Origin of the sequence: Actinomycetospora chlora, from assembly GCF_039542135.1 — a bacterium.
Lineage (GTDB): Bacteria > Actinomycetota > Actinomycetes > Mycobacteriales > Pseudonocardiaceae > Actinomycetospora > Actinomycetospora chlora.
This window is the reverse complement of the sequence record NZ_BAABHO010000002.1, coordinates 18527-40323: the sequence shown is the minus strand read 5'-3', so window position 1 is coordinate 40323 and position 21797 is coordinate 18527. Positions and strand designations below refer to the sequence as shown.

General features: G+C 75.7%; 23 protein-coding genes. 10 read left to right on the top strand and 13 right to left on the bottom strand.

Annotated elements, in window-relative coordinates; translation table 11 throughout:
* The first annotated feature begins 38 nt into the window (after window positions 1-38).
* Window positions 39-890, top strand: coding sequence for an NAD(P)H-binding protein (locus tag ABD994_RS01245; RefSeq protein WP_345410506.1), 852 nt, complete (start codon window positions 39-41; stop codon window positions 888-890).
* Here the strand turns inward: ABD994_RS01245 and ABD994_RS01240 are convergent.
* From ABD994_RS01240 to purD, 3 genes are read right to left on the bottom strand one after another with little or no spacing between them, the layout of a single operon-like run.
* Entirely contained in the window at window positions 887-2635 is a 1749-nt protein-coding gene (locus ABD994_RS01240; protein ID WP_345410504.1) for a transglycosylase SLT domain-containing protein, read from the bottom strand. The two genes, ABD994_RS01245 and ABD994_RS01240, sit on opposite strands and share 4 nt — an antisense overlap.
* Before the next feature lie 3 nt (window positions 2636-2638).
* A complete protein-coding gene (locus tag ABD994_RS01235) occupies window positions 2639-2935 on the bottom strand; it encodes a hypothetical protein (protein WP_345410502.1) in 297 nt (98 codons plus the stop codon).
* 51 nt (window positions 2936-2986) lie between these two features.
* The gene (gene purD / locus ABD994_RS01230) at window positions 2987-4255 is read right to left on the bottom strand and encodes a phosphoribosylamine--glycine ligase (protein WP_345410501.1); all 1269 of its coding nucleotides are present in this window, start codon (window positions 4253-4255) and stop codon (window positions 2987-2989) included.
* 145 nt (window positions 4256-4400) lie between these two features.
* Between purD and ABD994_RS01225 the strand changes: the two genes are divergently transcribed.
* Complete coding sequence (locus ABD994_RS01225; protein WP_425549999.1) at window positions 4401-5588, top strand: glycerophosphodiester phosphodiesterase; 1188 nt, start codon at window positions 4401-4403, stop codon at window positions 5586-5588.
* A 26-nt stretch (window positions 5589-5614) separates the two neighbouring features.
* On the opposite strand, the gene ABD994_RS01220 is transcribed toward ABD994_RS01225, so the two are convergent.
* Both ABD994_RS01220 and ABD994_RS01215 read right to left on the bottom strand, forming a co-directional pair.
* A complete protein-coding gene (locus ABD994_RS01220) occupies window positions 5615-5914 on the bottom strand; it encodes a UBP-type zinc finger domain-containing protein (protein WP_345410500.1) in 300 nt (99 codons plus the stop codon).
* Window positions 5915-5932: 18 nt separating this feature from the next.
* Window positions 5933-7210: an adenylosuccinate synthase gene (locus tag ABD994_RS01215; RefSeq protein ID WP_345410498.1), complete on the bottom strand. Its 1278-nt coding sequence runs from the start codon at window positions 7208-7210 to the stop codon at window positions 5933-5935.
* A gap of 119 nt (window positions 7211-7329) precedes the next feature.
* Between ABD994_RS01215 and ABD994_RS01210 the strand changes: the two genes are divergently transcribed.
* Window positions 7330-7989: a hypothetical protein gene (locus ABD994_RS01210; RefSeq protein ID WP_345410496.1), complete on the top strand. Its 660-nt coding sequence runs from the start codon at window positions 7330-7332 to the stop codon at window positions 7987-7989.
* A 139-nt stretch (window positions 7990-8128) separates the two neighbouring features.
* Entirely contained in the window at window positions 8129-8398 is a 270-nt protein-coding gene (locus tag ABD994_RS01205; protein WP_345410493.1) for a hypothetical protein, read from the top strand.
* Window positions 8399-8401: 3 nt separating this feature from the next.
* On the opposite strand, the gene ABD994_RS01200 is transcribed toward ABD994_RS01205, so the two are convergent.
* Genes ABD994_RS01200 through fbaA form a run of 3 tightly spaced genes read right to left on the bottom strand, consistent with a single transcriptional unit; the run spans window position 8402 to window position 10996 of the window.
* Window positions 8402-9487 carry an FUSC family protein gene (locus tag ABD994_RS01200; RefSeq protein ID WP_345410491.1) on the bottom strand — a complete coding sequence of 362 codons (1086 nt, stop codon included), beginning with the start codon at window positions 9485-9487 and terminating at the stop codon, window positions 8402-8404.
* A 14-nt stretch (window positions 9488-9501) separates the two neighbouring features.
* On the bottom strand, window positions 9502-9942 hold the full coding sequence (locus tag ABD994_RS01195) for a DUF3151 domain-containing protein (protein ID WP_345410489.1): 441 nt from the start codon (window positions 9940-9942) through the stop codon (window positions 9502-9504).
* Window positions 9943-9961: 19 nt separating this feature from the next.
* Window positions 9962-10996, bottom strand: a complete 1035-nt coding sequence (gene fbaA / locus ABD994_RS01190; protein WP_345410487.1) for a class II fructose-bisphosphate aldolase — start codon at window positions 10994-10996, stop codon at window positions 9962-9964.
* 213 nt (window positions 10997-11209) lie between these two features.
* On the opposite strand from fbaA, the gene ABD994_RS01185 reads away from it, so the two are divergent.
* The 3 genes from ABD994_RS01185 to ABD994_RS01175 all read left to right on the top strand — a co-directional run bounded on the left by ABD994_RS01185 (window position 11210) and on the right by ABD994_RS01175 (window position 13454).
* Window positions 11210-11866 (top strand): SigE family RNA polymerase sigma factor, encoded by a 657-nt coding sequence (locus ABD994_RS01185; protein ID WP_345410485.1) that lies wholly within the window; start codon window positions 11210-11212, stop codon window positions 11864-11866.
* Between the two features lie 88 nt (window positions 11867-11954).
* Window positions 11955-12626, top strand: coding sequence for a hypothetical protein (locus ABD994_RS01180; RefSeq protein ID WP_345410483.1), 672 nt, complete (start codon window positions 11955-11957; stop codon window positions 12624-12626).
* A 75-nt stretch (window positions 12627-12701) separates the two neighbouring features.
* Window positions 12702-13454 carry a DedA family protein gene (locus ABD994_RS01175; protein WP_345410481.1) on the top strand — a complete coding sequence of 251 codons (753 nt, stop codon included), beginning with the start codon at window positions 12702-12704 and terminating at the stop codon, window positions 13452-13454.
* Window positions 13455-13466: 12 nt separating this feature from the next.
* Here the strand turns inward: ABD994_RS01175 and ABD994_RS01170 are convergent, their stop codons facing one another.
* Complete coding sequence (locus ABD994_RS01170; protein WP_345410479.1) at window positions 13467-14282, bottom strand: IclR family transcriptional regulator domain-containing protein; 816 nt, start codon at window positions 14280-14282, stop codon at window positions 13467-13469.
* 90 nt (window positions 14283-14372) lie between these two features.
* Between ABD994_RS01170 and ABD994_RS01165 the strand changes: the two genes are divergently transcribed.
* From ABD994_RS01165 to ABD994_RS01155, 3 genes are read left to right on the top strand one after another with little or no spacing between them, the layout of a single operon-like run.
* Window positions 14373-15692, top strand: a complete 1320-nt coding sequence (locus tag ABD994_RS01165; RefSeq protein ID WP_345410477.1) for an MFS transporter — start codon at window positions 14373-14375, stop codon at window positions 15690-15692.
* Window positions 15689-17245 (top strand): class I adenylate-forming enzyme family protein, encoded by a 1557-nt coding sequence (locus ABD994_RS01160; RefSeq protein WP_345410475.1) that lies wholly within the window; start codon window positions 15689-15691, stop codon window positions 17243-17245. Before ABD994_RS01165 ends, ABD994_RS01160 begins: the two co-directional genes overlap by 4 nt.
* On the top strand, window positions 17242-18039 hold the full coding sequence (locus ABD994_RS01155; RefSeq protein ID WP_345410473.1) for a citryl-CoA lyase: 798 nt from the start codon (window positions 17242-17244) through the stop codon (window positions 18037-18039). The genes ABD994_RS01160 and ABD994_RS01155 overlap by 4 nt, the downstream gene beginning before the upstream one ends.
* A 6-nt stretch (window positions 18040-18045) precedes the next feature.
* Here ABD994_RS01155 and ABD994_RS01150 read toward each other — a convergent pair whose 3' ends face one another.
* From ABD994_RS01150 to ABD994_RS01135, 4 genes are read right to left on the bottom strand one after another with little or no spacing between them, the layout of a single operon-like run.
* Window positions 18046-18723 carry a TrmH family RNA methyltransferase gene (locus ABD994_RS01150; RefSeq protein WP_345410471.1) on the bottom strand — a complete coding sequence of 226 codons (678 nt, stop codon included), beginning with the start codon at window positions 18721-18723 and terminating at the stop codon, window positions 18046-18048.
* Window positions 18720-19271: an orotate phosphoribosyltransferase gene (gene pyrE, locus ABD994_RS01145; RefSeq protein WP_345410469.1), complete on the bottom strand. Its 552-nt coding sequence runs from the start codon at window positions 19269-19271 to the stop codon at window positions 18720-18722. Before pyrE ends, ABD994_RS01150 begins: the two co-directional genes overlap by 4 nt.
* Complete coding sequence (locus ABD994_RS01140) at window positions 19268-20863, bottom strand: SDR family NAD(P)-dependent oxidoreductase (RefSeq protein ID WP_345410467.1); 1596 nt, start codon at window positions 20861-20863, stop codon at window positions 19268-19270. Before ABD994_RS01140 ends, pyrE begins: the two co-directional genes overlap by 4 nt.
* Complete coding sequence (locus ABD994_RS01135) at window positions 20860-21681, bottom strand: type III secretion system chaperone family protein (protein WP_345410465.1); 822 nt, start codon at window positions 21679-21681, stop codon at window positions 20860-20862. Before ABD994_RS01135 ends, ABD994_RS01140 begins: the two co-directional genes overlap by 4 nt.
* Between the last annotated feature and the right edge of the window lie 116 nt (window positions 21682-21797).

Here is a 21797-nt window from a genome sequence, read left to right as displayed (position 1 = left end):
TCCATGGTTCGATGCTCGTCGAAGTCTGAGGCGTTCCGGTGAGCGGCGTGCTCGTCACGGGCGGCACCGGCAAGACCGGCGGCGCCCTGGCCGACCTCTTGCGCCGCCGCGACGTGGTGGTGCGGGTGGGTAGCCGCCATCCGGCGTCGGGCGGGCCCGACGCGGTCCGGTTCGACTGGGACGACGCCACGACGTACGCGCCCGCGCTGCACGGGACGGACCGGGTCTACCTGGTGCCGCCCCCGTCGGCGATCGACCCGCTGCCGGTGGTCGGCCCGTTCCTCGCCGAGGCCGAGCGGGCCGGGGTACGGCGCGTGGTCCTGCTCGGGTCGGCCGTCGAGTTCCCGGACGCGCCGGGCCGCCTCGAGCTCGAGGACGAGGTCCGCCGCCGGCCGGGCGGCGTCGTGCTGCGCCCGTCCGGGTTCATGCAGAACTTCCTGCGCCCGCACCCGACGGCGCTGAGCATCCGGGACCGTGGCGAGATCCGGACCTCCGCCGGGTCCGGTCGCCTCGGCTGGATCGACGTCCGCGACGTCGCCGCCGCGGCGGCCGCGGTGCTCGGCGATCCCGCGCGGGAGGTCGACGGTGACCAGGTGCTGACCGGTCCGGAGGCGCTGAGCTACGCGGACGCGGCCGAGGTGATCGCCGCCGGGACCGGACGGCCGGTGCGCGTGGTCGACGTCGACGTGGACGAGGTGGCCGCGCACTTCCGGGAGCTCGGCGTCCCGGCCTCGTTCGCGGACACGCTGGCCGGCGCCGAGATCGGGGTGGGGAAGGGCGACGCTGACCGGGTCACGACCGCCGTCGCCGACCTCACCGGCCACCCGCCGCGGTCGTTCGCCGACTTCGTCCGGGAGCACGTCGACGAGTGGGCCGCGCCGGCGACCTAGTACCCGACGTACGAGTCGCCCCGCGCGACCGCCTCGACCCCCGGCACCTCCGACACCGAGCCGTAGCGGTCGATGGCGTAGCGGACCCCCGCGATGATGTTGTCGACCGGGTCGGTGATCTCGCCGTGGCCGGCGAGCTTGTAGGCGTCGAACGTCGGGCCGATCGTCTGCATCAGGCCCTGGGACGGCGTGCCCTTGGCGGCGTTGGAGTCCGAGTTGTTGATCGCCTCGGGGTCGCCGCCGGACTCGTGCTCGATGATCGTCGCGATGTCGTCGGGGTCCATCTTGTCCATCGGCACGCCATCGGTCTGCAGCACCGTCAGCGCCTGGCGGATCCAGTCGCCGACCTGGCCCTGCGGCCCGCCCGTCGGCGTCGCGCTCCCCTCTCCGGCGGCACGGTCGTCGGTCGATGCGCTGGTCACGGCCCCGTCCTCCTGGTCGTCGGCCCCGTCCTCCTGGTCGTCGGCCCCGTCCTCCTGGTCGTCGGCCCCGCCCTCCTGGTCGTCGGCCTCGTCGGACGCGTCCTCGCCGCCGGAGTCCGCGTCACCGCCCGAGTCCGCCCCACCGCCCGGGTCCGCGTCCTCGTCGGAGTCGACGTCAGCGCCCGAGTTCGTGCCCGCCGAGTCCGAGTCCGCCGAGTCCGCCGAGTCCGCCGAGTCCGCCGAGTCCGCCGAGTCGTCGGAGCCCGCGCCGCCGTCGGAGCCCGCGCCGCCGTCCGACCCCGAGCCGCCGTCCGGGTCCGTGTCCGACGCCGAACCTCCCTCGCCGTGGGCGTCGGACCCCGAGTCGCCCGCGTCACCACCCGAGTCCGCGGAGTCGGTGGAGTCGGTGGAGTCGGTGGAGTCGGTGGAGTCGGTGGAGTCGGCGCCACCAGCGGCGCCGGTCTCCGACGCACCGGACTGGCTGCCGGCCGAGGTGTCGCAGCCCGAGGTGTCGGAGGCCGAGGCATCGTCCCCTCCCTCTCCGCCGGAGCAGTCGTCGCCCGAGGAGCCCGACTCCACCGACGAGGTGTCACCGGAACCGTCGAGCGAGGACAGGTCGGTGAAGTCGCCCGACGAACCCCCGCCGTCGAGGTCGATGCCCCGCGCGCCGGAGCCGTCCGACGCCGGGACCGTCGCGATCGAGGCCCCGGGTGCCGCCGCGACGGCGCTCCACCCCGCGATCGGCCGCGTGTCCGGCGTCGGCAGGCGTGAGAAGGCAGACGCCCCGCCGGCGAGCTCGCGCAGAGCGCCGGCGGCGTCGCTCATCGAGGTCTCGGCGCGCGCGACGGCGGACCGTGCGGCGGCGGTCGGCTCCGCCATGGCGGCCGCGGCGAGCTGCTCGGCCATCGGCGCGCGGGCCGGGTCGGCGAGCGCCTCGGCCCGGGCGCGGCGGGCGGCGTCGAGCGCGCGCGACGCGAGGGCGTCGACCTCGCCGCGCTGGCCCGCGAGCTCCCGCCCGGCGTCGTCGATCCGGGCGCGCATCCGGCCGGCGGCACCGAGGGTCTGCGCGCCCGCGCGTCCGAAGTCATCGAGGTAGCCGGTCAGCGCATCCGCACTGCGCCCCTGCCACGCGCCGCGTACCTCGGTGCCGTGCCGGGCGACCGCCCGCAGGGAACCATCGAGGCCGTCGGTCATCGCCCCGAGCCGCCGCCCCAGGCCGTGCAACACGTCGGGGTCGATCCGCTGGACGCGGGCGAGGAGCTCGCCGAGCTCCCGCCCTCCGGGCTCGGCGGCGAGCGCGCCGACGGCGTCCGGGACGGCCACGGGTCAGGCCGCGGTCAGCGCGGCCGCGCCGTCGCGGTCACGCGTGCGGATCGCGGTGAGGGCCGCGTCGAGCGCGCGGTCGAGCCCGTCGAGACGGGCACCGGCCGCACCGAGCTCGCCGTCGAGGGCGCGCACGACCTCGTCGAGCGCGCCGAGCACCGCCCCGGCCGACGCGAGGTCGCCGAGCCCGGCGCGCGGGACGGCGAGCTGGTCGGCCATCGCGGGCACCCGCCGTGCCTCACCGGCCACGCCCGCCCGCACCTGCTCGAGGGCGGCCGGGCCGAGGTCGAGGTCGGGCATGCCGGCGAGGGTAGGTCGGTGCGCGGCGGCGGAGGTGCCGTTCCGCGAAAGTCAGGCGCGCACCGGCATCGCGACGTGGCCGGCCGCGGCCTCGCGGGCGATGTCGGTGCGGTGGTGGCCGCCGGGCAGGTGCACCGTCGCGAGCCGCTCGTAGGCGTCCCGGCGGGCCGCCTCGAGATCCCCGCCCGTGCCGACCACCGAGAGCACGCGCCCGCCGCTCGACACGACGGCCCCGTCGTCGCGCCGCCGGGTGCCGGCGTGCAGGACGCCGTGGCCGTCGCTGCCGCGCAGGACGTCGCCGGTCCGCACCGAGCCCGGGTAGCCCTCGGCCGCGACGACGACGGTGACGGCCGCGCCGTCCGACCACGTGGGGGCCGGTTCGTCGGCGAGGCGCCCGGTGGCCGCGGCCAGGAGCAGCGACGCGGCCGAGCTGCGCAGGAGCGCGAGGACGACCTGGGTCTCGGGGTCGCCGAAGCGGCAGTTGAACTCGATCACCTGCGGCCCCGACGACGTCAGCGCGAGCCCGGCGTAGAGCAGCCCGGAGAACGGCGTGCCGCGCTCGGCGAGCTCCGTGACGACGGGCGTGACGATGCGGTCGACGATCTCGTCGACCAGCCCCTCGGGCGCCCACGGCAGCGGCGCGTAGGCGCCCATGCCGCCGGTGTTGGGCCCGGCGTCGTCGTCGCCGAGGCGCTTGAAGTCCTGGGCCGGGAGCAGCGGCACGACCGTGGTGCCGTCGACGACGCAGAACAGCGACGCCTCCGGCCCGTCGAGGAACGACTCGAGCAGCACCGGGTGCCCGCCCTCGAGCACGGAGGCCGCGTGGCGGCGGGCCGCCTCGCCGTCGGAGGTCACGAGCACGCCCTTGCCCGCGGCCAGCCCGTCGTCCTTGACGACCCACGGCGCGGAGAAGCGGGCGAGCGCGGCATCGAGGTCGCCGGGGTTGTCGACGACCTCGCTGCGCGCGGTGGGCACGTCCGCGGCCGCCATGACGTCCTTGGCGAATGCCTTCGACCCCTCGATCCGCGCCGCCGCCCGGCTCGGGCCGAAGCACGGGATGCCGGCGTCGCGCAACGCGTCGCCCACGCCCGCGACGAGGGGGGCTTCGGGGCCGACGACGACGAGGTCGGCGCGCCAGGACCGGGCGAGGCCGACCACCTGCTCCGAGGACGTCGGGTCGGCCAGGCCCGGGTGCTCGGCGAGTGCCGCCGTCCCCGCGTTGCCCGGCGCGGCGGCCAGGGCGGTGACCTGCGGGTCGCCGGCGAGGGCGAGCAGCAGGGCGTGTTCGCGGGCTCCGGAGCCGATGACCAGGACGCGCACGGCCGCCACGCTACGGGCCGCCCCTGGGGATCGACGTGGGGGCTTTCCTGACGATGAGTGTCAGCGTGGACGCCACGCTGACAACGACGCTTGTTCACGGGCCGGGGGTGGCGATCTCGGCGCGTGCCCGGGACGATCCCGGACGATGATCACCCCCGGATCGTTGTCGCGTCGCTCGGCGCTGTGGGGCGGGCTGGCCGCGGCGGGAGCGCTGGCCGCGGGCTGTGCCGACACCCCCGTCGGGAGTTCGCCCTCCCCGGCCGGCCCGGCCCCGACGGAGGCCTCCTCGCCCGCTCCGCAGAGCCCCGGCCCGGTCCCCGGGCAGCCGCCGGGGGTCATGGTCGTCGGGCACCGCGGCGCGTCGGGCTACCGCCCCGAGCACACGTCGGCGAGCTACGAGCTCGCGATCCGCATGGGCGCCGCCGCGGTCGACGTCGACCTCTGTCCCACCCGCGACGGTTTCCTCGTCGCGCGCCACGAGCCCGAGATCGGCGGCACGACCGACGTCGCGGACCACCCGGAGTTCGCGTCGCGCCGGACGACCAAGGTCATCGACGGCGCCCCGACCGAGGGCTGGTTCACCACCGACTTCACCCTCGCGGAAATCCGGACGCTGCGGGCGAAGGAGCGGATCCCGCAGACCCGACCCCACAACACGCTCTACGACGGCCGCTACCCGGTGCTGACGTTCGACGAGGTCCTCGACCTGCTCGACCGCCTCGCCGCCGAGCTGCGCCGACCCGTCGGCGTGCTCCCCGAGGTCAAGCACTCCACCTACTTCGCGAGCCTCGGCCTGCCCGTCGAGCCCGTGCTGGTGGACGTCCTGCGGCGACGCGGACGCGACCGCGCCGACTCGGGTGTGATCATCCAGTCGTTCGAGACCCGCAACCTGCGCGACCTCGAGGGCCAGGTCGGCTGCCCGCTGCTGCAGCTCGTCGACTCGGCGGGCGTGGCGCCGGCCGACCTCGTCGCCGCCGGCGACCCGCGCACGTTCGACGCCCTGGTCACCCCGGCGGGGCTGCGCGACATCGCCGGCTACGCGACCTGGATCGGCCCGTCCAAGGAGCGCATCGTCCCGCTCGACCCGGCCGAGGTCGCCGGGCCGCCCACGACGCTGGTCGCCGACGCCCACGCCGTGGGCCTGCGCGTCATGCCCTACACGTTCCGCAACGAGAACGAGTTCCTGCCGGCGAACCTGCGCCGCGGCGCGCCGGGCTCGCCCGCCGACACCTACGGCGACGCCTTCGCCGAGTACGCCCAGCACGTCGGACTGGGTGTCGACGCCGTGTTCAGCGACAACGCCGACACGGCGCTGGCGGCCGTCCGCCCCTGACGACGACCCCTGACGACGACCCCTGATCAGGGCGCCAGCCGGCGGTCGACGTAGCACCAGCGCCACGTCTCGTCGGGCTCGTGCGAGCGCATGACGGGGTGGCCGGTGTCCTCGTGGTGCTTCGACGCGTGCCGGTAGGGGCTCGAGTCGCAGCACGCGACGTGCCCGCACTCCAGGCACATCCGCAGGTGCGCCCAGGCCGTGTAGCCCGCGGCCGTGCAGTCCGGGCAGATCAGGGTCTCGCCGTCGCGGGCGACGGCACTGGGTGCCGGGTCGGTGGCGGTCCCGGCGGTACCGATGCTGAGGAGGTGTTCGCAGGCGCCCACCCGATCGAGTCTAGTTGCTCACGAGCGCACGACGGTCTCGTCCCGCCCGGGGCCCACGCCGATCGCCGACACCGGCGCCCCGGACAGCTCCTCGATCCGCTCGACGTAGTCGCGGGCCTTCGCCGGCAGATCGGCGAAGCTCCGCGCGGCCGAGATGTCCTCGAACCAACCCGGCATCGTCTCGTACACCGGCGTCGCGGAGACGACCTCCGACTGCGTCATCGGCATCTCGTCGACGCGCCTGCCGTCGATCTCGTAGCCGACGCACAGCGGCACGTTCTCCAGGCCGGAGAGCACGTCGAGCTTGGTGAGGAACAGGTCGGTGATGCCGTTGACGCGCACCGCGTAGCGGGCGATCACGGCGTCGAACCACCCGCAGCGGCGGCTGCGCCCGGTGGTGACGCCGAACTCGCCGCCGGCCTTGCGCAGGTACTCCCCGTCGGCGTCGAACAGCTCGGTCGGGAACGGCCCCGACCCGACGCGCGTCGTGTACGCCTTGAGGATCCCGATGACCCGGCTGATCCGCGTCGGCCCGATGCCGGAGCCGGCGGCGGCGCCCCCGGCGGTGGGACTCGAGGACGTCACGTACGGGTAGGTGCCGTGGTCGACGTCGAGCAGCGTGCCCTGCGAGCCCTCGAGCAGCACGGTCTCGTCGCGCTCGAGGGCCCGGTGCAGCGCGAGGCGGGTGTCGGCGATGCGGTGGGCGAAGCCCTCGGCGTGGCCGAGCACCGTGTCGGCGACCTCGTCGACGTCGAGCGCCCGCCGGTTGTAGATCTTGACGAGGACCTGGTTCTTCAGCTCGAGCGCCGCCTCGACCTTCTCGCGCAGCAGCTTCTCGTCGAGCAGGTCCTGCATCCGCACGCCGACGCGGGCGATCTTGTCCTGGTAGGCCGGGCCGATGCCGCGGCCGGTGGTGCCGATGCGGGCCTTGCCCAGGAAGCGCTCGGTCACCTTGTCGATGGCCACGTGGTACGGCATGATCACGTGCGCGTCCGCGGAGATCAACAACTTGGCCGTGTCGACGCCCTTGGCCTCGAGGCCGGCGAGCTCCTCCAGCAGCACCCCCGGGTCGACCACCACGCCGTTGCCGATCACGTTGGTGACACCCGGCGTCAGGATCCCCGACGGGATGAGGTGCAGCGCGAAGTTCTGGCCGTCGGGGAGCACCACCGTGTGCCCCGCGTTGTTGCCGCCCTGGTAGCGCACGACCCACTGGACCTGCTCACCGAGGATGTCGGTGGCCTTGCCCTTGCCCTCGTCGCCCCACTGGGCGCCGATGAGCACGATGGCCGGCATGTGACACTCCCTGCCGTTCGACTCCGATACGCGCACGGGAGTGCGGGTCGCCCCGTGCAACGGAAGGGTAGTCCACGCGTGTGCGCCCACTCGTCCTCCCGGGGGCCACGGTGCGGGTGGTGACCTGCGGGGACACCGCACGGGCGCACTGGGCGCCGCTGACCGGCGACGCGGTGACCGAGCTACCGGCCGTCCCGACCCGCGACGACCTCGACCCCCTGCTCGACGAGGTGCCCGACGGCGGCCGCCTCGCGGTCGCCGGCGACGACGCCGCGGTCGCCGCGCTGCTCGTGCGCCTGCTGCGCCGCGAACGCCTCGGGATCGAGCTGGCCCTGCTGCCCGCGCCCTGGTCGCCGGCGGCCGTCGTGTGGGGTCTGCCCACCGACCGCGAGGCCGCCCTGGCCCTCGCCCGTGACGGCGTCGCCCGGCCGGTCCCGCTCCTGCGCGACGACCACGGCGGGCTCGTCGTCGGCCGCCACGAGACCGGGCCCCTGCACGGCGAGGTCTACGTCGACGAGCACCGTGTCGTCCAGGGCGACGTCGCCCGTCTCGCCGTGGCCCCCGACCCGGAGGGCGGGGTGACCGTCACGGCCACGGGTCCCCGTCGCCTCGGCGGCCTGCGGGCGGGCCCGGTGACGACGCGGTCGGGCCGCGCCGCGCAGCTCGGCTGCCGGCCCCCGGTGGTGATCACCCGCGACGGCGTGCCCGGCGAGCGGCCGGTGCCGCGCCGCAGCTGGTACCGGCACACCGCGGACTGGTTGCTGGTGCGCGCCCCGTGATCCGCCCCTGCGGCACGACGAACGGGTAACCCGCCGGTCGAGGGGCCGTCCGACCACGCCCCGCTACCGGTCGACGACCGTCCGTGCCCACCTGTCGCGGATCACGCATGGGTCCGGCGACCCGGGGTATGCCACGGACATGGTGGCGGTGGTGGTCCTGGTCCCGATCGTGCTGATGGCCGTGGCGTGCCTGCTCGAGCGGTTCGAGGCCCGGGCCGTCGCCCCGCGTCCCCAGGTCCGCAGCCGCCGCCCGGTCCCCGCGGCCGAGCCCGCCGAGCCCGCCGTGCCGGCCCTCGCGCTGGTCCACGGCGACGACGCCGAGGACGCCGAGGACGCCGAGGACGAGGACGCCGCCCCCGACCGTGCCGACGACGACCCCGTCACCGTGCAGCTGCCCCGCGCGTCCTGACCCTCACCCGTCGCGCCGCGTGCTCGACGTGACGGCCACCGCCTCGTCGCGGTCGGTCCCGGCGGCGACGAGCAGGTCCACCAGCATCGACCGGATCTGCGCGGTCACCACGTCCGCGGAGTAGCCCCCGCCGTGCAGCGGCACGGTCCCGGCCGTGTCGATCAGGGCGCTGCGGGCGCCGTCGGTCGACTCGCCGCGCGTGAGCTCGGTGCGCAGCTCCGCCACGTCGCTCCCCAGCCGTCGCAGCACCGCCACCAGCTCCGGGTCGGGCCGCTCGCCGTCGCGCACCACCGCGTGGGCGCGGCGGGCGAGGACGCGGGCGTTGCGCAGCGCCAGGTCGACCGCGGGCACCACAGCACGGAGGCGGCCGAGCTCGCCGCGGTGGCGACGGCGCAGGGGCGCGATCACGGTGATCTCGAAGCCGGCGTCGACGGCGTCGGTGAGCGCGTCGACGCGGCCCTGGGTGTCCCGGGCCCGCGTCAGGACCTGCTCGGCGGCCTCGGCGTCGCCGGTCTCGAGGGCGTCGGCCGTGCCGGTCAGCACCGCTTCGAGCTCGGTGAGCAGCGCCGACAGCCCGCGCCGGGCCCGGGTCAGCGGGTGGGACGGCAGCGTCGCCGCCGTGGCGAGCCCGATCGCCGCGCCGATCAGGGTGTCGATCCACCGCGAGAACGCGGCCGTGGTGCCGGGCGGCTGGAGGGTCGCCACCAGCACCGCCGACACCGCGGCCTGGTTGAGCAGCAGCGCGCCGACGTCGAACAGCAGGGCGGCGAGCAGCGCCAGCCCCACCACGACGCTGATCTGCCACCAGCCCGGCCCGATGACCACGACGATGAGGTCACCGACGGCCACGCCGACGCTGACGCCGACCGCCAGCTCGACCGAGCGCCGCAGCCGGTTGACCACCGAGACGCCCAGCACGAGCACGCAGGCGATCGGCGCGAAGAACGGCAGGGGGTGGCCGACGACGTCGCGGGCCACGAGGAACGCCAGCCCGGCGGCGAGCGCGCACTGCAGGATCGGCAGGCCGGAGTCGCGCAGCCGCCGGGCGCGGCTGCGCGCGATCCCGCGCAGGCGATCCCCGGCGGCCACGGCCGGCGCCCGCGTCAGGCCAGGCCGAGGGCCTCGACGGCCTTCGGGTCGGAGTCCTCGAGCAGCTGCACGCAGCGGTCGACCTCGTCGGTCTCGCCGATCGCGCGGGCGGCCTTCGCGAGGGCGGCCACGGCGCGCAGGAAGCCCTGGTTGGGTTCGTGGTCCCACGGCACCGGGCCGAAGCCCTTCCAGCCGTGGCGGCGCAGCTGGTCGAGGCCACGGTGGTACCCGGTGCGGGCGTAGGCGTAGGCGGCGACGTGCTCGCCGGCCGCCTCGGCCCGCTCGGCCAGTGCCGCCCACCCGGCGGAGTAGGTCGGGTGGTCGGCGACGACCGCGACGGGGTCCTCGCCGTTCTCCAGCCGCCGCGCCGGCTCGGGCGTCTCCGGGAGGTAGGTCGGCTGCGGTCCGAGCAGGTTGTGCCCGTGCCCCGCGCCGGGTCCGGTCGGGATGGTCATGCGCCCATTGTCCCGGGCGCTACTTCCCCAGCGACTGGCCGGTGGAGCGCAGGTTCTCGCACGCCGTCGCCACCCGCTCGGCCATGGCGACCTCGGCCTTCTTGCCGTAGCTGCGCGGGTCGTAGGCCTTCTTGTCCCCCACCTCGCCGTCGATCTTCAGCACGCCGTCGTAGTTCTCGAACATGTGCGCCGCGATCGGGCGGGTGTAGGCGTACTGCGTGTCGGTGTCGACGTTCATCTTGACGACGCCGTAGTCGAGCGCCTCGTGGATCTCCTCGAGCAGGGAGCCCGACCCGCCGTGGAACACGAGGTCGAACGGCTTCGAGCCCTCGGGCAGGCCGAGCTCCTTGGCCGCGACCTCCTGGCCCTTCTTGAGCACGTCGGGGCGCAGCTTGACGTTGCCCGGCTTGTAGACGCCGTGGACGTTGCCGAACGTGGCGGCCAGCAGGTAGCGGCCCTTCTCGCCACCGCCGAGCGACTGCACCGTGCGCTCGTAGTCGCCGGGCGCCGTGTAGAGCTTCTCGTCGATGTCGGCGGAGATCCCGTCCTCCTCGCCGCCCACGACGCCGATCTCCACCTCGAGGATGATCTTGGCCTTGCCGGCCTCCGCGAGCAGCTCCTGGGCGATCTCGAGGTTCTCGGTGAGCTCCACCGCCGAGCCGTCCCACATGTGCGACTGGAACAGCGGGTTCTGCCCGCGGTCCACGCGCTCCTGGCTGATCGCGATCAGCGGGCGCACGTAGCTGTCGAGCTTGTCCTTCGGGCAGTGGTCGGTGTGCAGCGCGACGTTGACCGAGTACTTCGCCGCCACGACGTGCGCGAACTCGGCCAGCGCGCTCGCACCGGTGACCATGTCCTTCACCGACTGGCCCGAGCCGAACTCGGCGCCCCCGGTGGAGAACTGGATGATGCCGTCGCTCTCCGCCTCGGCGAAGCCGCGCAGCGCCGCGTTGATCGTCTCGGAGGACGTGCAGTTGATGGCCGGGAAGGCGAAACGGTTCTCCTTCGCCCGGTCCAGCATCTCGTTGTAGATCTCGGGGGTGGCGATGGGCATCGTCGTGCCTCCCAGGAGCTCCTCGACACGGCCGGTCACCGCGGGGTGCGGGCGGCGGGTTGCGGCGCAGTATGACGCAGCTCCCCGGCACCCCGCTGCGTCGTCGTGCTCCCCGCGTGGTGGCCTGGGCCACTCGGGTGAACCGTCGTTCAGGGAGCCGCAGCGCCTCGTCCCGACCGGGACCACATGTCGTGACGGGCTATCGTCGGTGTCGTGGGTCATGCCGGGGAGAGCGCGGTCGAGCGCACGCTGGGCAGCCTGCGGGCCATCGACGCGGTCGCCCCGGCCGACGCGGCGGTGGCGCACCCGTCGGCCCCACCGGTGCCGCCGCGGCCGAACGTCTTCCCTGGTCAGGCGCCTCCCGCGCCCGTCGCCACGCAGCACGACGAGGCGCCCCGCACGCTCGAGGACCTCTACCGCGAGCACCGCATGCGGTTCGTCCGGCTCGCCGTGCTCCTCGTGGACGACCCGGCCACGGCCGAGGACGTCGTCCAGGAGGCGTTCACCGGCCTGCACCGGCACTGGGGGCGCCTGCGCGACGAGCACGCCGCCCTGGGCTACCTGCGCACGGCGGTGGTCAACGGGTCGCGCTCGGTGCTGCGGCGCCGGCGCACGGCCCGCGAGTACACACCGCCGCACACCGCCGACGCCCGGTCCGCCGAGTCGCTGGCCATGCTCTCCGCGGAGCACCAGGCGGTCGTGTCGGCCCTGAGCAAGCTGCCGCGTCGCCAGCGCGAGGTGCTGGTGCTGCGCTACTACGGCGGCCTGTCGGAGGCCGAGATCGCCGAGGCCACGGGCATCAGCCGCGGCACGGTGAAGTCGACGGCGAGCCGGGGCCTCGAGGCCATCGGCAAGCTCGTCGGCGGCTGACCGCTCACGCACCGTCGCCCCCCGGCCCGCCGTCGGACACCGGACGGACCCTGGGGTCGCGCCGCGCCCGCCGCTAGCATCGCGCGGGATGGACGACGAACGGCTGCTGGCCGAGGCGCTGCGCGCCCACGCCGCGGGCGGCGTGTCCGTCCCGGGCGGGACCCCGTCCGAGGAGGGCGAACGTCCACCCGCGTCCGGCCCGGCCGACCCCGGCTCCGGCGCCGAGGCGGCCCCGACGGGCTCCCGGCTCCGCGACCGCTTCCGCCCGCTCGGCCGCGGCAAGAAGGGCGACACCGCCGAGACCGCCGAGGCCCCGGAGGGCATCACGGAGACCACCCCACGGCCCGACCCGCGCCCGGGGCCCGCGCCGGGGCCCCTCCGGACCGCCGGTCCGCCGGGACCCGGCTCGCCCTACACCCCCACCGGACGCGGACCGGCCGCACCGCCGCGTCCCGGGCCGCGTCCCGCGCCCGGGCCCGGCACCCCGGAGCGACCGTGGCCGCAGGCCGGCCCGCGTCCGCCCGCCCGTCCCGTGCCGCCCACCGGGCCGGTCGCGCGGCCCGGCGCGCCCCACGTCCCCCACCCGCGGCCCGCCACGGGCGGCACGGGGGCGTCCCGGACCGCGCCCCCGCCCGCCCCGGGCGACGGCCCGCGGCCGTGGACGGGCGCGCGCATCGCCTGGTGGTCGGGGGTGGCACTGCTCGCGGGCGCGGTCGCCGGCGCCCTCGCCGCGGTGGGCACGCTCGGCCTACCCGGCTGAGCACACCCGACCCGTCCGGGGGCTCTCGCCGACCCCACACCGGCAGCTCAGGCGCGCCGCGTACGGTTCAGAGGCGTGCCGCCCACGCTCGCCGCAGCCACGACGACGGTCCAGGCCCTCGGCCCCGAGTGGCTGGACCCGCAGTACATCATCCAGTCGCTGGGGCCCTGGGCCCTCGCGGGCGTCTGCCTGATCATCTTCGCCGAGTGCGGCCTGCTCATCGGGTTCTTCCTGCCCGGCGACTCCCTGCTGTTCATCACGGGGCTCGCCACCGTCACCGGGCTCATCGGCACACCGCTGTGGCTGGTGTGCGTCCTGCTGGTGGTGTGCGCGATCGCCGGCAACGCCGTGGGCTACTACGTCGGGCTCAAGGCCGGGCCGGCGATCTTCGACCGCCCGAACTCGAAGCTGTTCAAGCGCGAGAACGTCGAGCGGACGCAGAAGTTCTTCGACAAATACGGCAACCGCGCGATCGTCCTGGGCCGCTTCGTGCCCATCGTGCGCACGTTCATCACCGTGATGGCCGGGGTCGGGCGCATGGACGCCAAGCGCTTCCTGGTCTTCTCGGCGATCGGCGGCATCGCCTGGGCGGCCGGGGTGACGCTGCTGGGCGCCGGGCTGGGCCAGTTCGACATCGTCAAGAACAACATCGAGGCGATGCTCATCCTCGTCGTCGCGCTCTCCCTCATCCCGATCGCCATCGAGATGATCAAGGCGCGGCGGGAGAAGAAGCTCGGCGGGCAGGGCCTGGCCGAGGACGTCCTCGACGGGGCGAACGACGAGCCCACCCAGGTCATCGACACCCGCAACACCGAGCACGGGCGCTAGGAGCGCGGCGCCTCAGGCGCCCGGCTGCAGCGAGTGCACCAGCGCCGGTGAGCGCTCGAGCTGGCGGGACAGGATCTGCGCCGCCTCCTGCAGCTGCGGCAGCCGGCTGGCGCGGAACGCCTCGGGGCTCTGGTGGCCCGACGCCGCGGCGCAGCTGATGCCGGCCAGGGCGACGCCGTCGTGCAGGACGGGGACGCCGAGCACGGTGATGCCGACGTCGAGCTCGTCGACGACCAGCGCGTACCCGTCGCGGCGGATCTCCGCGAGGTGCGCCCGGAGCTGCCCTTCGTCGGTGACCGTCCGGGGCGTGCGCGGGGCGAGCACGGCCGTCGCGAACCAGCGGTCGAGCGCCGCGGGCGCCAGGTAGGCCAGCATCGCCCGCCCCGTCGCGGAGGCGTACGCGGGCACCCGGCTGCCCGGCGTGACGGCGAAGCGCAGCAGCCGCTCGGTCTGGACGTGCACGAGGTGGATCACGTCGGTGCCGGCCAGGGTGGTCAGCGAGACGCTGTCGCCGGTCTCGTCGCGGATGTGCTGCAGGTAGGGCTGGGCGACCTCGGCGAGGTTCATCGAATCCGCGTAGCTCGCCCCGATCTCCATCACCGAGGGGGTCAGGACGAAGCGGCGGTCGACCTGCCGCACGTAGCCCAGCTCGACCAGCGTGTGCAGGTAGCGGCGGGCGACGGCCGGGCTCAGACCCGCCGCGGCGGCCACCTCGCTGAGGGTCTGCTGCGGCGTCCCCGGCCCGAACGTGCGCAGCACGGCGAGCCCACGGGCCAGGGCGCTGACGTAGTGCTCCTTGTCCGGGCCCGACACACCCGGGGTTGACATCCCCCGTTCCTCCCGCGGATTCTCCGAAGCGTTCGTAGAGCGAAGATAACTTCGCTCAGCGGAATCCGCAAGGCTCACCGAGGAGGCGACGTGGACGGCACCGGGAGCGCACGGGCGGGGACGGGCAGGGTCACGACCGCGGTCACGATCGGCACCGTCCTCGAGTGGTACGACTTCTTCCTCTACGGGACGGCCGCCGCGCTGATCTTCCCGACGGTCTTCTTCCCGACCCAGGACCCGGTCGTCGGCTCCCTGCTCTCCTTCGCGACGTTCGCCACCGGGTTCGCGGCCCGCCCCATCGGCGGCCTGCTGTTCGGCCACCTCGGCGACCGTGTCGGACGCCGGGCCGTCCTCGTCGCGACGTTGGTCCTCATGGGCACCGCGACGACGGCGGTCGGCCTCCTGCCGGGCTACGCACAGATCGGGGTGGCCGCTCCGGTCCTGCTCGTGCTGCTGCGGGTCGCGCAGGGTCTCGGGACCGGCGGCGAGTGGGGCGGCGCGGCCCTGATGACGAAGGAGAACGGCACCCGCCGGCCGGGCTTCTTCGGCGCGTTCCTCTCCGCCGCGGTGTTCGCGGGCCTCGTGCTCGGCTCGATCGCGTTCACCGGCCTCGCGACCGTGCTCGGCGACGACGACCTGCTCGCCTGGGGCTGGCGGATCCCGTTCCTGGTCAGCGTGGTCATGGTCGGCGTCGGCCTGTGGATCCGGCGGGGCCTCGACGAGACCGCCGAGTTCGAGCAGGTCACCCGCACCGAGGGCCGCGAGCGGGCACCGATCGTCGCCGCCCTGCGGCGGCCCCGGAACGTCATCGCGATCTTCCTCATGCGCGTCGGGCAGAACGCGACGTTCAACATCGTGTCGGTGTTCGTCCTGACCTACGCGACCGCGACGCTGCACCTGCCCCGCGCGTCGGTGCTGGGCGCGACGGTGATCGGGGCCCTCGCGGCGATCGTCCTCTGCCCGGTCTACGGCCACCTCGGTGACCGCTTCGGCTTCGCCCGCGTGATGGTCGTGGCGCTCGCGGTGCAGGCGGTCTTCGCCTTCCCCTTCTTCCTGCTGCTGAACACCCGCAGCGCGGGCCTCGTCGCCCTGGCCGTCACCATCGGCATCGCCGGCGGCGCGGCGGCCGCCGACGCGATCCAGCCCGCCTACTTCACCGGCATGTTCGGCACCCGCAGCCGCTTCAGCGCGGTGTCCATCGGGCGCGAGGGCGGCACGGTGATCGGCGGCGGGCTGGCCCCGCTCATCGCCGGCGCCCTGCTGGCGTGGCAGGGCGGGCAGCCCTGGGCGATCGCGGGCTGGATGGTGCTGACCAGCCTGCTCGGCCTGGTCGGGGTGCTGCTCGCGCGGCCCGCGGAGGCTGCCGAGCCCGCGGCCACGGCGGCCGGGTCGTCGGTGACCGCCGGATGACCGGCGCCCGCGCGCTGGTCACCGCCGCGGCGGGCAGCACCGTCGCCGACCTCGTCGACGCCCGCGCCCGCATGCACCCCGCCCGGGTGGCGCTGCGGGCCGGGTCGGTCCGGCGGACGTACGGCGAGCTGGTCGACCGCACCCGCCGGCTCGCGACCGTCCTGGCCGACGCCGGGGTGCGCCGCGGCGACCGGGTGGCGCTGCTGGCGGAGAACCGCCTCGAGTACCTGGAGGTGGTGCTGGCCGCCCTGCGTCTCGGCGCGGCGGTCGCCACCCAGGGGACGCGGGCGTCGGCGGCGGAACTGACCGGTTGCCTGGACCTCGTCGCCCCCCGGCTGACCCTGTGCTCGCCACGGCAGCGGGAGGCCCACGCCGACGTGCTGGCCGACCGTCCCGAGACGGTGTGGGAGCTCGGCGAGGATCTCGACCGCGCGGTCGACCGGGCGGTCCCCCGTCCGGGAGGCGCCGACGCCGAGCCCGAGGACGTCGCGGTGATCATCTACACCAGCGGCACCACGGGGGCGCCGAAGGGCGCCTGCGTGAGCCACCGGGCCGAGATCGCCCGGGCCATGGCCACCCGCGCCGAGCTGGGCGTCTCCGGGGAGGGCACGTTCGTCGCATGGTCCCCGCTGCACCACATGGGCGCGCTGGACAACTCCCTGAGCACCCTGGTCTCCGGTGGCACCGTGGTCGTCGTCGACGGGTTCGCCGTCGACGAGCTGGTCGACCTCGTCGAGACCGAACCGCTCGGCTGGCTCCTCGTCATGCCCGGCACCGTCGGGCGGCTCGTCGCCGCCCTGCGGGAGCGCGGGGCCCGCCCGGCCGGGGTCCGGCTGTGCGGCGTGATGCCCGACCTCGTGCGGCCGGCGGAGATCGCGGAGCTCACGACCCTGCTCGGCGCGCCGTACGCCAACACCTTCGGCGCCACCGAGACCGGCTGCCCGCCCTGCTCGGCGGACACGGTCCCGATCGGCGTCGAGCCCACCGCCCTGCCCAAGCGCCAGAGCGCGTTCTGCGAGGTCCGCCTGGTCGACCCCGAGGGTCGCGACGTCCCCGACGGCACCCCCGGCGAGCTCTGCATGCGCGGCCCGACGCTGTTCAGCGGCTACTGGGACGACGAGGCGGCCACCGCCGCGGACTTCCGCGACGGCTGGTTCCACCTGGGCGACGTGCTCGTCCGCCACGCCGACGGGACGCTGTCGTTCGTCGACCGGGTCAAGTACATGATCAAGAGCGGTGGCGAGAACGTCTACCCGGCCGAGATCGAACGGACGCTGCTGCGCCTGCCCGGGGTCCTCGAGGCCGGCGTGGTGCGCCGCCCCGACCCGCAGTGGGGCGAGGTCCCGGTCGCGTTCGTCGTGCACGAGCGCGACGACGCCTCCGCCGAGGACCTCCTCGCCGCCTGCCGCGACCGGCTGCCCCACCACAAGGCCCCGCGCGAGATCCGCTTCCTGGCGTCGTCCGCGATGCCGCGCAACACCTCGGGGAAGGTCGTGCGCCGCGAGCTCGAGCGCCTCCTGACCGCACCCGCCGACGAGAGGACCGTCCGTTGACCGACACCCCCGCCCCCGCCCTCGACGTCCGCAGCGACATCTGCTGGAGCGACGCCACCTCCGTCACGGTGCTCGGCCGGGACCTGTGCACCGAGCTCATCGGGCAGGTCGACCTCGGCACCTTCGCCTTCCTGCTGCTCACCACCCGGACGCCGAGCGAGGCCGAGGCGCGGTTGTTCAACGCCGCCCTGGTCAGCCTCGTCGAGCACGGCATCACCCCGAACGCGATGGCCACCCGCCTGACCCACCTCGGCGCGCCGGAGTCCCTGCAGGGCGCGGTCGCCGCCGGCCTGCTGGGGCTCGGCACGCGGTTCGTGGGCACCATCGAGGGCTCCGCGCAGTACCTCGCCGCCGGCGTCGCCGAGCTCGGCGACGCCCCCACCCACGCCGACGTGGCCGCGGCGGCCACCCGGATCGTGGCGGGGTACCGGGAGCGCGGGGAGCACGTGCCGGGCGTCGGCCACCCGATCCACACGCCGGTCGACCCCCGCGCGGAGGTGCTGCTCGACCTCGGGCTGCAGCTCGGCTTCCCCGACGTCGCGGCCCGGCTCGTCCGCGCCGTCTCGGCGGCCGCCGGGGAGGCGTCCGGGCGGGCGCTGCCGGTCAACGTCACCGGCGCGATCGGCGCCTGCGTGGTGCTGCTCGACCTGGACTGGCGCATCGCGCGCGGGCTCGGCGTCATCGCCCGGACGGTCGGGCTCGTCGGGCACCTGCGCGAGGAACTGGCCGAGCCCATGGCCACGACCCTGTGGCGGGTCACCGACGACTCCGCGAGCCGGCACCTGCACCCGTGACGCCGCTCAGTCCCGCGGCGGCTCCGCGTGCGCGCGGATCCACGCGTGCATGGCGATCCCGGCCGCGACGCCGGCGTTGATCGAGCGCGTGGAGCCGTACTGGGCGATCGCGAGCACCGTGTCGGCGCCGGCCACCGCCTCCGGGGTGAGCCCGACGCCCTCCTGACCGAACAGCAGGACGCAGCGCCGCGGCAGCACCGCGGTCTCGAGCGGGGCGGCGCCGGGGCCGTTGTCGACGGCGACCACCGCGAGGTCCTCGGCCCGCGCCCAGGCCATCAGCGCCGCGACGTCGACGTGGTGGTGCACGTGCTGGTACCGGTCGGTGACCATCGCGCCCCGGCGGTTCCAGCGCCGCCGGCCCACGACGTGCACGGCGGCCGCGGCGAACGCGTTGGCGGTGCGGACGATCGTGCCGATGTTGGCGTCGTGGTGCAGGTTCTCGATCGCGACGTGGAACGGGTGGCGGCGCGCGTCGAGGTCGGCGACCACCGCCTCGCGCCGCCAGTAGCGGTAGCGGTCGACGACGTTGCGCCGGTCGCCGCCCGCGAGGAGCTCGGGGTCGTAGCGCGGGTCCTCCGGCCAGGCCGCCGGCCCGCCGGGCCACGGCCCGACGCCGACCGGCTCCGGACCCGTCCGCCACTCGGTGGGGCCGGGGTCGTCGCCGGGCTCCTGCTCGGGGGTCACAGCCCCAGGTCGGCCAGCCCGAGCAGCGAGCGGCACGCCAGCCCGCGGGCCTCGACCGCCTCGGTGGCGCCGGTGCCCCGGTCGACCACCGTCACGACGCCGACCACCTCGGCACCCGCCTCGAGCAGCGCGTCCACCGCCGTCAGCACGCTGCCGCCCGTGGTCGACGTGTCCTCGACGGCGAGCACGCGGCGCCCGGTGACGTCGGGGCCCTCGATGCGCCGCTGCATGCCGTGCGTCTTGGTCGCCGAGCGCACCACGCAGGCGTCGACGGGGCGGCCGGGGGCGTGCATGACGGCCAGCGCCACCGGGTCGGCGCCGAGGGTCAGCCCCCCGACGCTGTCGTAGGACCAGTCCGCCGTGAGCTCGCGGACGAGCCGCCCGATGATCGGGCCGGCCTCGTGGTGCAACGTCGCGCGACGCAGGTCGACGTAGTAGTCGGCCTCGCGGCCCGACGCGAGCGTGACGCGACCGTGCACCACCGCGAGCTCGGTCACCAGGGCGGCGAGCCTGGCGCGGGCGTCCACGTCGACCGCTGGGGTGCTCATCCGCGGTCCGTCGCCGTCCGGGCCGCCAGCGCGCGCAGCAACGCCCGCGGCACGACCCGCGTCACCCCGACGATCGCCTTGTACACCGTCCCCGGCACGGACACCGCCTTCCCCGCCTCGAGGTCCGCCATGCCCTCGGCCACGACGCGGTCCGCGTCGAGCCACAGCCACTCCGGGCCCTGGCGGTCCTGGCCGAGCCGGGCGTGGAACTCCGTGCGCGTGAACCCGGGGCACAGCGCCATCACCCGCACCCCGTCCCCGCCGACGGTGAGCGCGAGATTGCGGGAGAGCGCGGTGACGTAGGTCTTGCCCGCGCTGTAGACCGAGCCGCGGCCCGGCAGGAAGCCCGCCACGCTCGAGACGTTGACGACGTCGCCGCGGCGCCGGGCGACCATGCCGGGCAGCACGGCGGCGGTCAGCTCCAGCACGGCGGCCATGTTGACCTCGTAGTTGGCGCGCAGGGCGGCCGGGTCGGTCTCGAGGAACTCGCCGGCGGTGGCGTAGCCCGCGTTGTTGACCAGCAGGTCGACCGGCGCGCCCGTGAGGCGCTCGGTGACGCGGTCGCGGCCGGCCGCGGTGGCGAGGTCGGCGACCAGCACCTCGACGCCCACCCCGTGCCGCGCGCGCAGCCGCTCGCCGGCCGCGTCGAGGCGGCGGGCGTCGCGGGCGACGAGCACGAGGTCGTGGCCGGCGAGCGCGAGGTGCTCGGCGAACGCCGCGCCGATGCCCGAGCTGGCCCCGGTGACGAGCGCGGTGCCCGGGCGCGGCCCGCGCGGTCCGCGCCGCTCCCGCCAGGCCGCCAGCGGCGACCGGAGGTGGCGGGCCGCCGCGGAGCGCACCGCGCGGACGGCGCCGAACGGCACCAGCCGGGAGACGCCGACCAGCGCGCGCGTCCCGATGCCGGGTACGGACAGCACGCGACCGGCGGCGTGGTCGGCGAGGGCGGCGGCCGCGACGGCGTCGGCGTCCGGCGGGGCCACGCGCAGCGGCACGGCGTCGAGCACCGTGTGCTCGCCCTGCCCGCCGGGCGGGGTCGGGCAGACGGTGGTCAGCGTCAGCCCCTCGCGGCCGACCGCCTGCTGCAGCGACTCGGTGAGCATCGCGACGTAGGCCTGGGCCGCGCCGTCGAGGCCCGCGGCGCCCGCGGCGGGCAGGTAGGCCGCCGGGCCGGCCACAGTGATGACACCGCCCGGGCCGGGGTGGCCGCGCGCGATCATCCCCGGCAGGGCGGCGCGCAGGAGGCCGAGCACGGCGCCGGCCGCGCGGTCGAGCGCGGCCCGCGCGACGGCGGGCTCGACGTCCGGGAGGCCGTCGGCGACGGGGTCGGTGGGCCCGACGACGAGCAGGTCGATCGGCCGGGTGTCGGCCTGGAGGCGGCGCACGACGAGGTCGAGGTCGTCGACGTCGGCGAGGTCGCCCGGCAGCACCTCGACCTTCCCGCCGAGGTCCGCCGCGATCGCCTCGAGGGCGTCGCGCTCGCCGCCGGCGAGGACGATCTCGTCGCCGCGCGCGTGGAGGCGCCGGACGAGGGCACGCCCGAGGTCGGTGTCCGCGGCCGTGACGAGGGTCCGGCGGGGAGTGGGGCCGCTCACCGCCCGGACGAGGAGCTGCTGCGCGCGCCGGGGCCGAACTCGTCGTCCTCGACGTCGTAGGGGATGTCGGCCGGGGCGTCACGGTGGGTCGGACGCGGCTCGGGCTCCGACTCGGGGGTGTAGGTCTGCTCGTACCCGCCGGCGACGCCGCCGTCCCACCCCGCGTCGTGACCGGGGTCGTCCTCGGCGGCCGCGGCCTCCTCCAGCGCGACGGACACCTCGACGAGCGCCTGCAGCAGCGTCTGCACCCGCTCGGGGTCGGCGCCCGGGTCGATCGTGGCGAGCACCCAGGTGTCCTCGGCCCACAGCAGCGGCACGTCCTCGCCGACGAGGTCGGCGGCGCGCGCGACGTCCGGGGTGATCAGCGGGCGGGCGTGGGCCACCGAGGTGACGAAGGCGTAGCGCTCGCCGACCTGGCCCAGCGAGTCGAGCCCGGCGTCGTCGGGCAGCGGGGCCGAGGGCAGCCGCAGCTCCAGGGCGACCGGCAGCGTGGCGACGCCGCGGACGGCGGCGACGATCCCGGTGATCTGGCCGGCCTGCTCGTGGTCGAAGACGTGGGCGAGGCGCCGCCCGCCGGGGCCGGGGACGGCACCGGTCGCGAGGTCGAGCGCCCGCCCGTGGCCGCCCTGGTGCACCGCGCCGTAGCGCCAGCGGCTCGGCAGCACGGGGTCGACCTCGACGAACTCCCAGCTCTTCTGCTCGGCCCAGCGACGCCGGTCCTTGCCGTGCCCGGCCGTGCGGGCACGGTCGGAGAACAGCAGCATCGCCCCGCCGGCCGCGGCCAGCGCCGCGATGACGAACCAGACCCAGGCAGGCACGCCCTGCAGGGTACGACGACCGCGTCCCCCCATCGTGCAGCACGTCACCGGCGCGCCGCGGCGTTCCCGGGTGCGCGTCCAGAACCCGCTGGCGGCCCGCGGTTAGGCTCGGTGAT

Bases quoted from the DNA above. Each gene is read 5' to 3' on its own strand.
- ABD994_RS01235 (WP_345410502.1), bottom strand. From the start codon at position 2,935: ATGCCCGACCTCGACCTCGGCCCGGCCGCCCTCGAGCAGGTGCGGGCG.
- ABD994_RS01225 (WP_425549999.1), top strand. From the start codon at position 4,401: ATGATCACCCCCGGATCGTTGTCGCGTCGCTCGGCGCTGTGGGGCGGG.
- ABD994_RS01215 (WP_345410498.1), bottom strand. From the start codon at position 7,210: ATGCCGGCCATCGTGCTCATCGGCGCCCAGTGGGGCGACGAGGGCAAG.
- ABD994_RS01205 (WP_345410493.1), top strand. From the start codon at position 8,129: ATGGTGGCGGTGGTGGTCCTGGTCCCGATCGTGCTGATGGCCGTGGCG.
- ABD994_RS01195 (WP_345410489.1), bottom strand. From the start codon at position 9,942: ATGACCATCCCGACCGGACCCGGCGCGGGGCACGGGCACAACCTGCTC.
- fbaA (WP_345410487.1), bottom strand. From the start codon at position 10,996: ATGCCCATCGCCACCCCCGAGATCTACAACGAGATGCTGGACCGGGCG.
- ABD994_RS01180 (WP_345410483.1), top strand. From the start codon at position 11,955: ATGGACGACGAACGGCTGCTGGCCGAGGCGCTGCGCGCCCACGCCGCG.
- ABD994_RS01170 (WP_345410479.1), bottom strand. From the start codon at position 14,282: ATGTCAACCCCGGGTGTGTCGGGCCCGGACAAGGAGCACTACGTCAGC.
- ABD994_RS01160 (WP_345410475.1), top strand. From the start codon at position 15,689: ATGACCGGCGCCCGCGCGCTGGTCACCGCCGCGGCGGGCAGCACCGTC.
- pyrE (WP_345410469.1), bottom strand. From the start codon at position 19,271: ATGAGCACCCCAGCGGTCGACGTGGACGCCCGCGCCAGGCTCGCCGCC.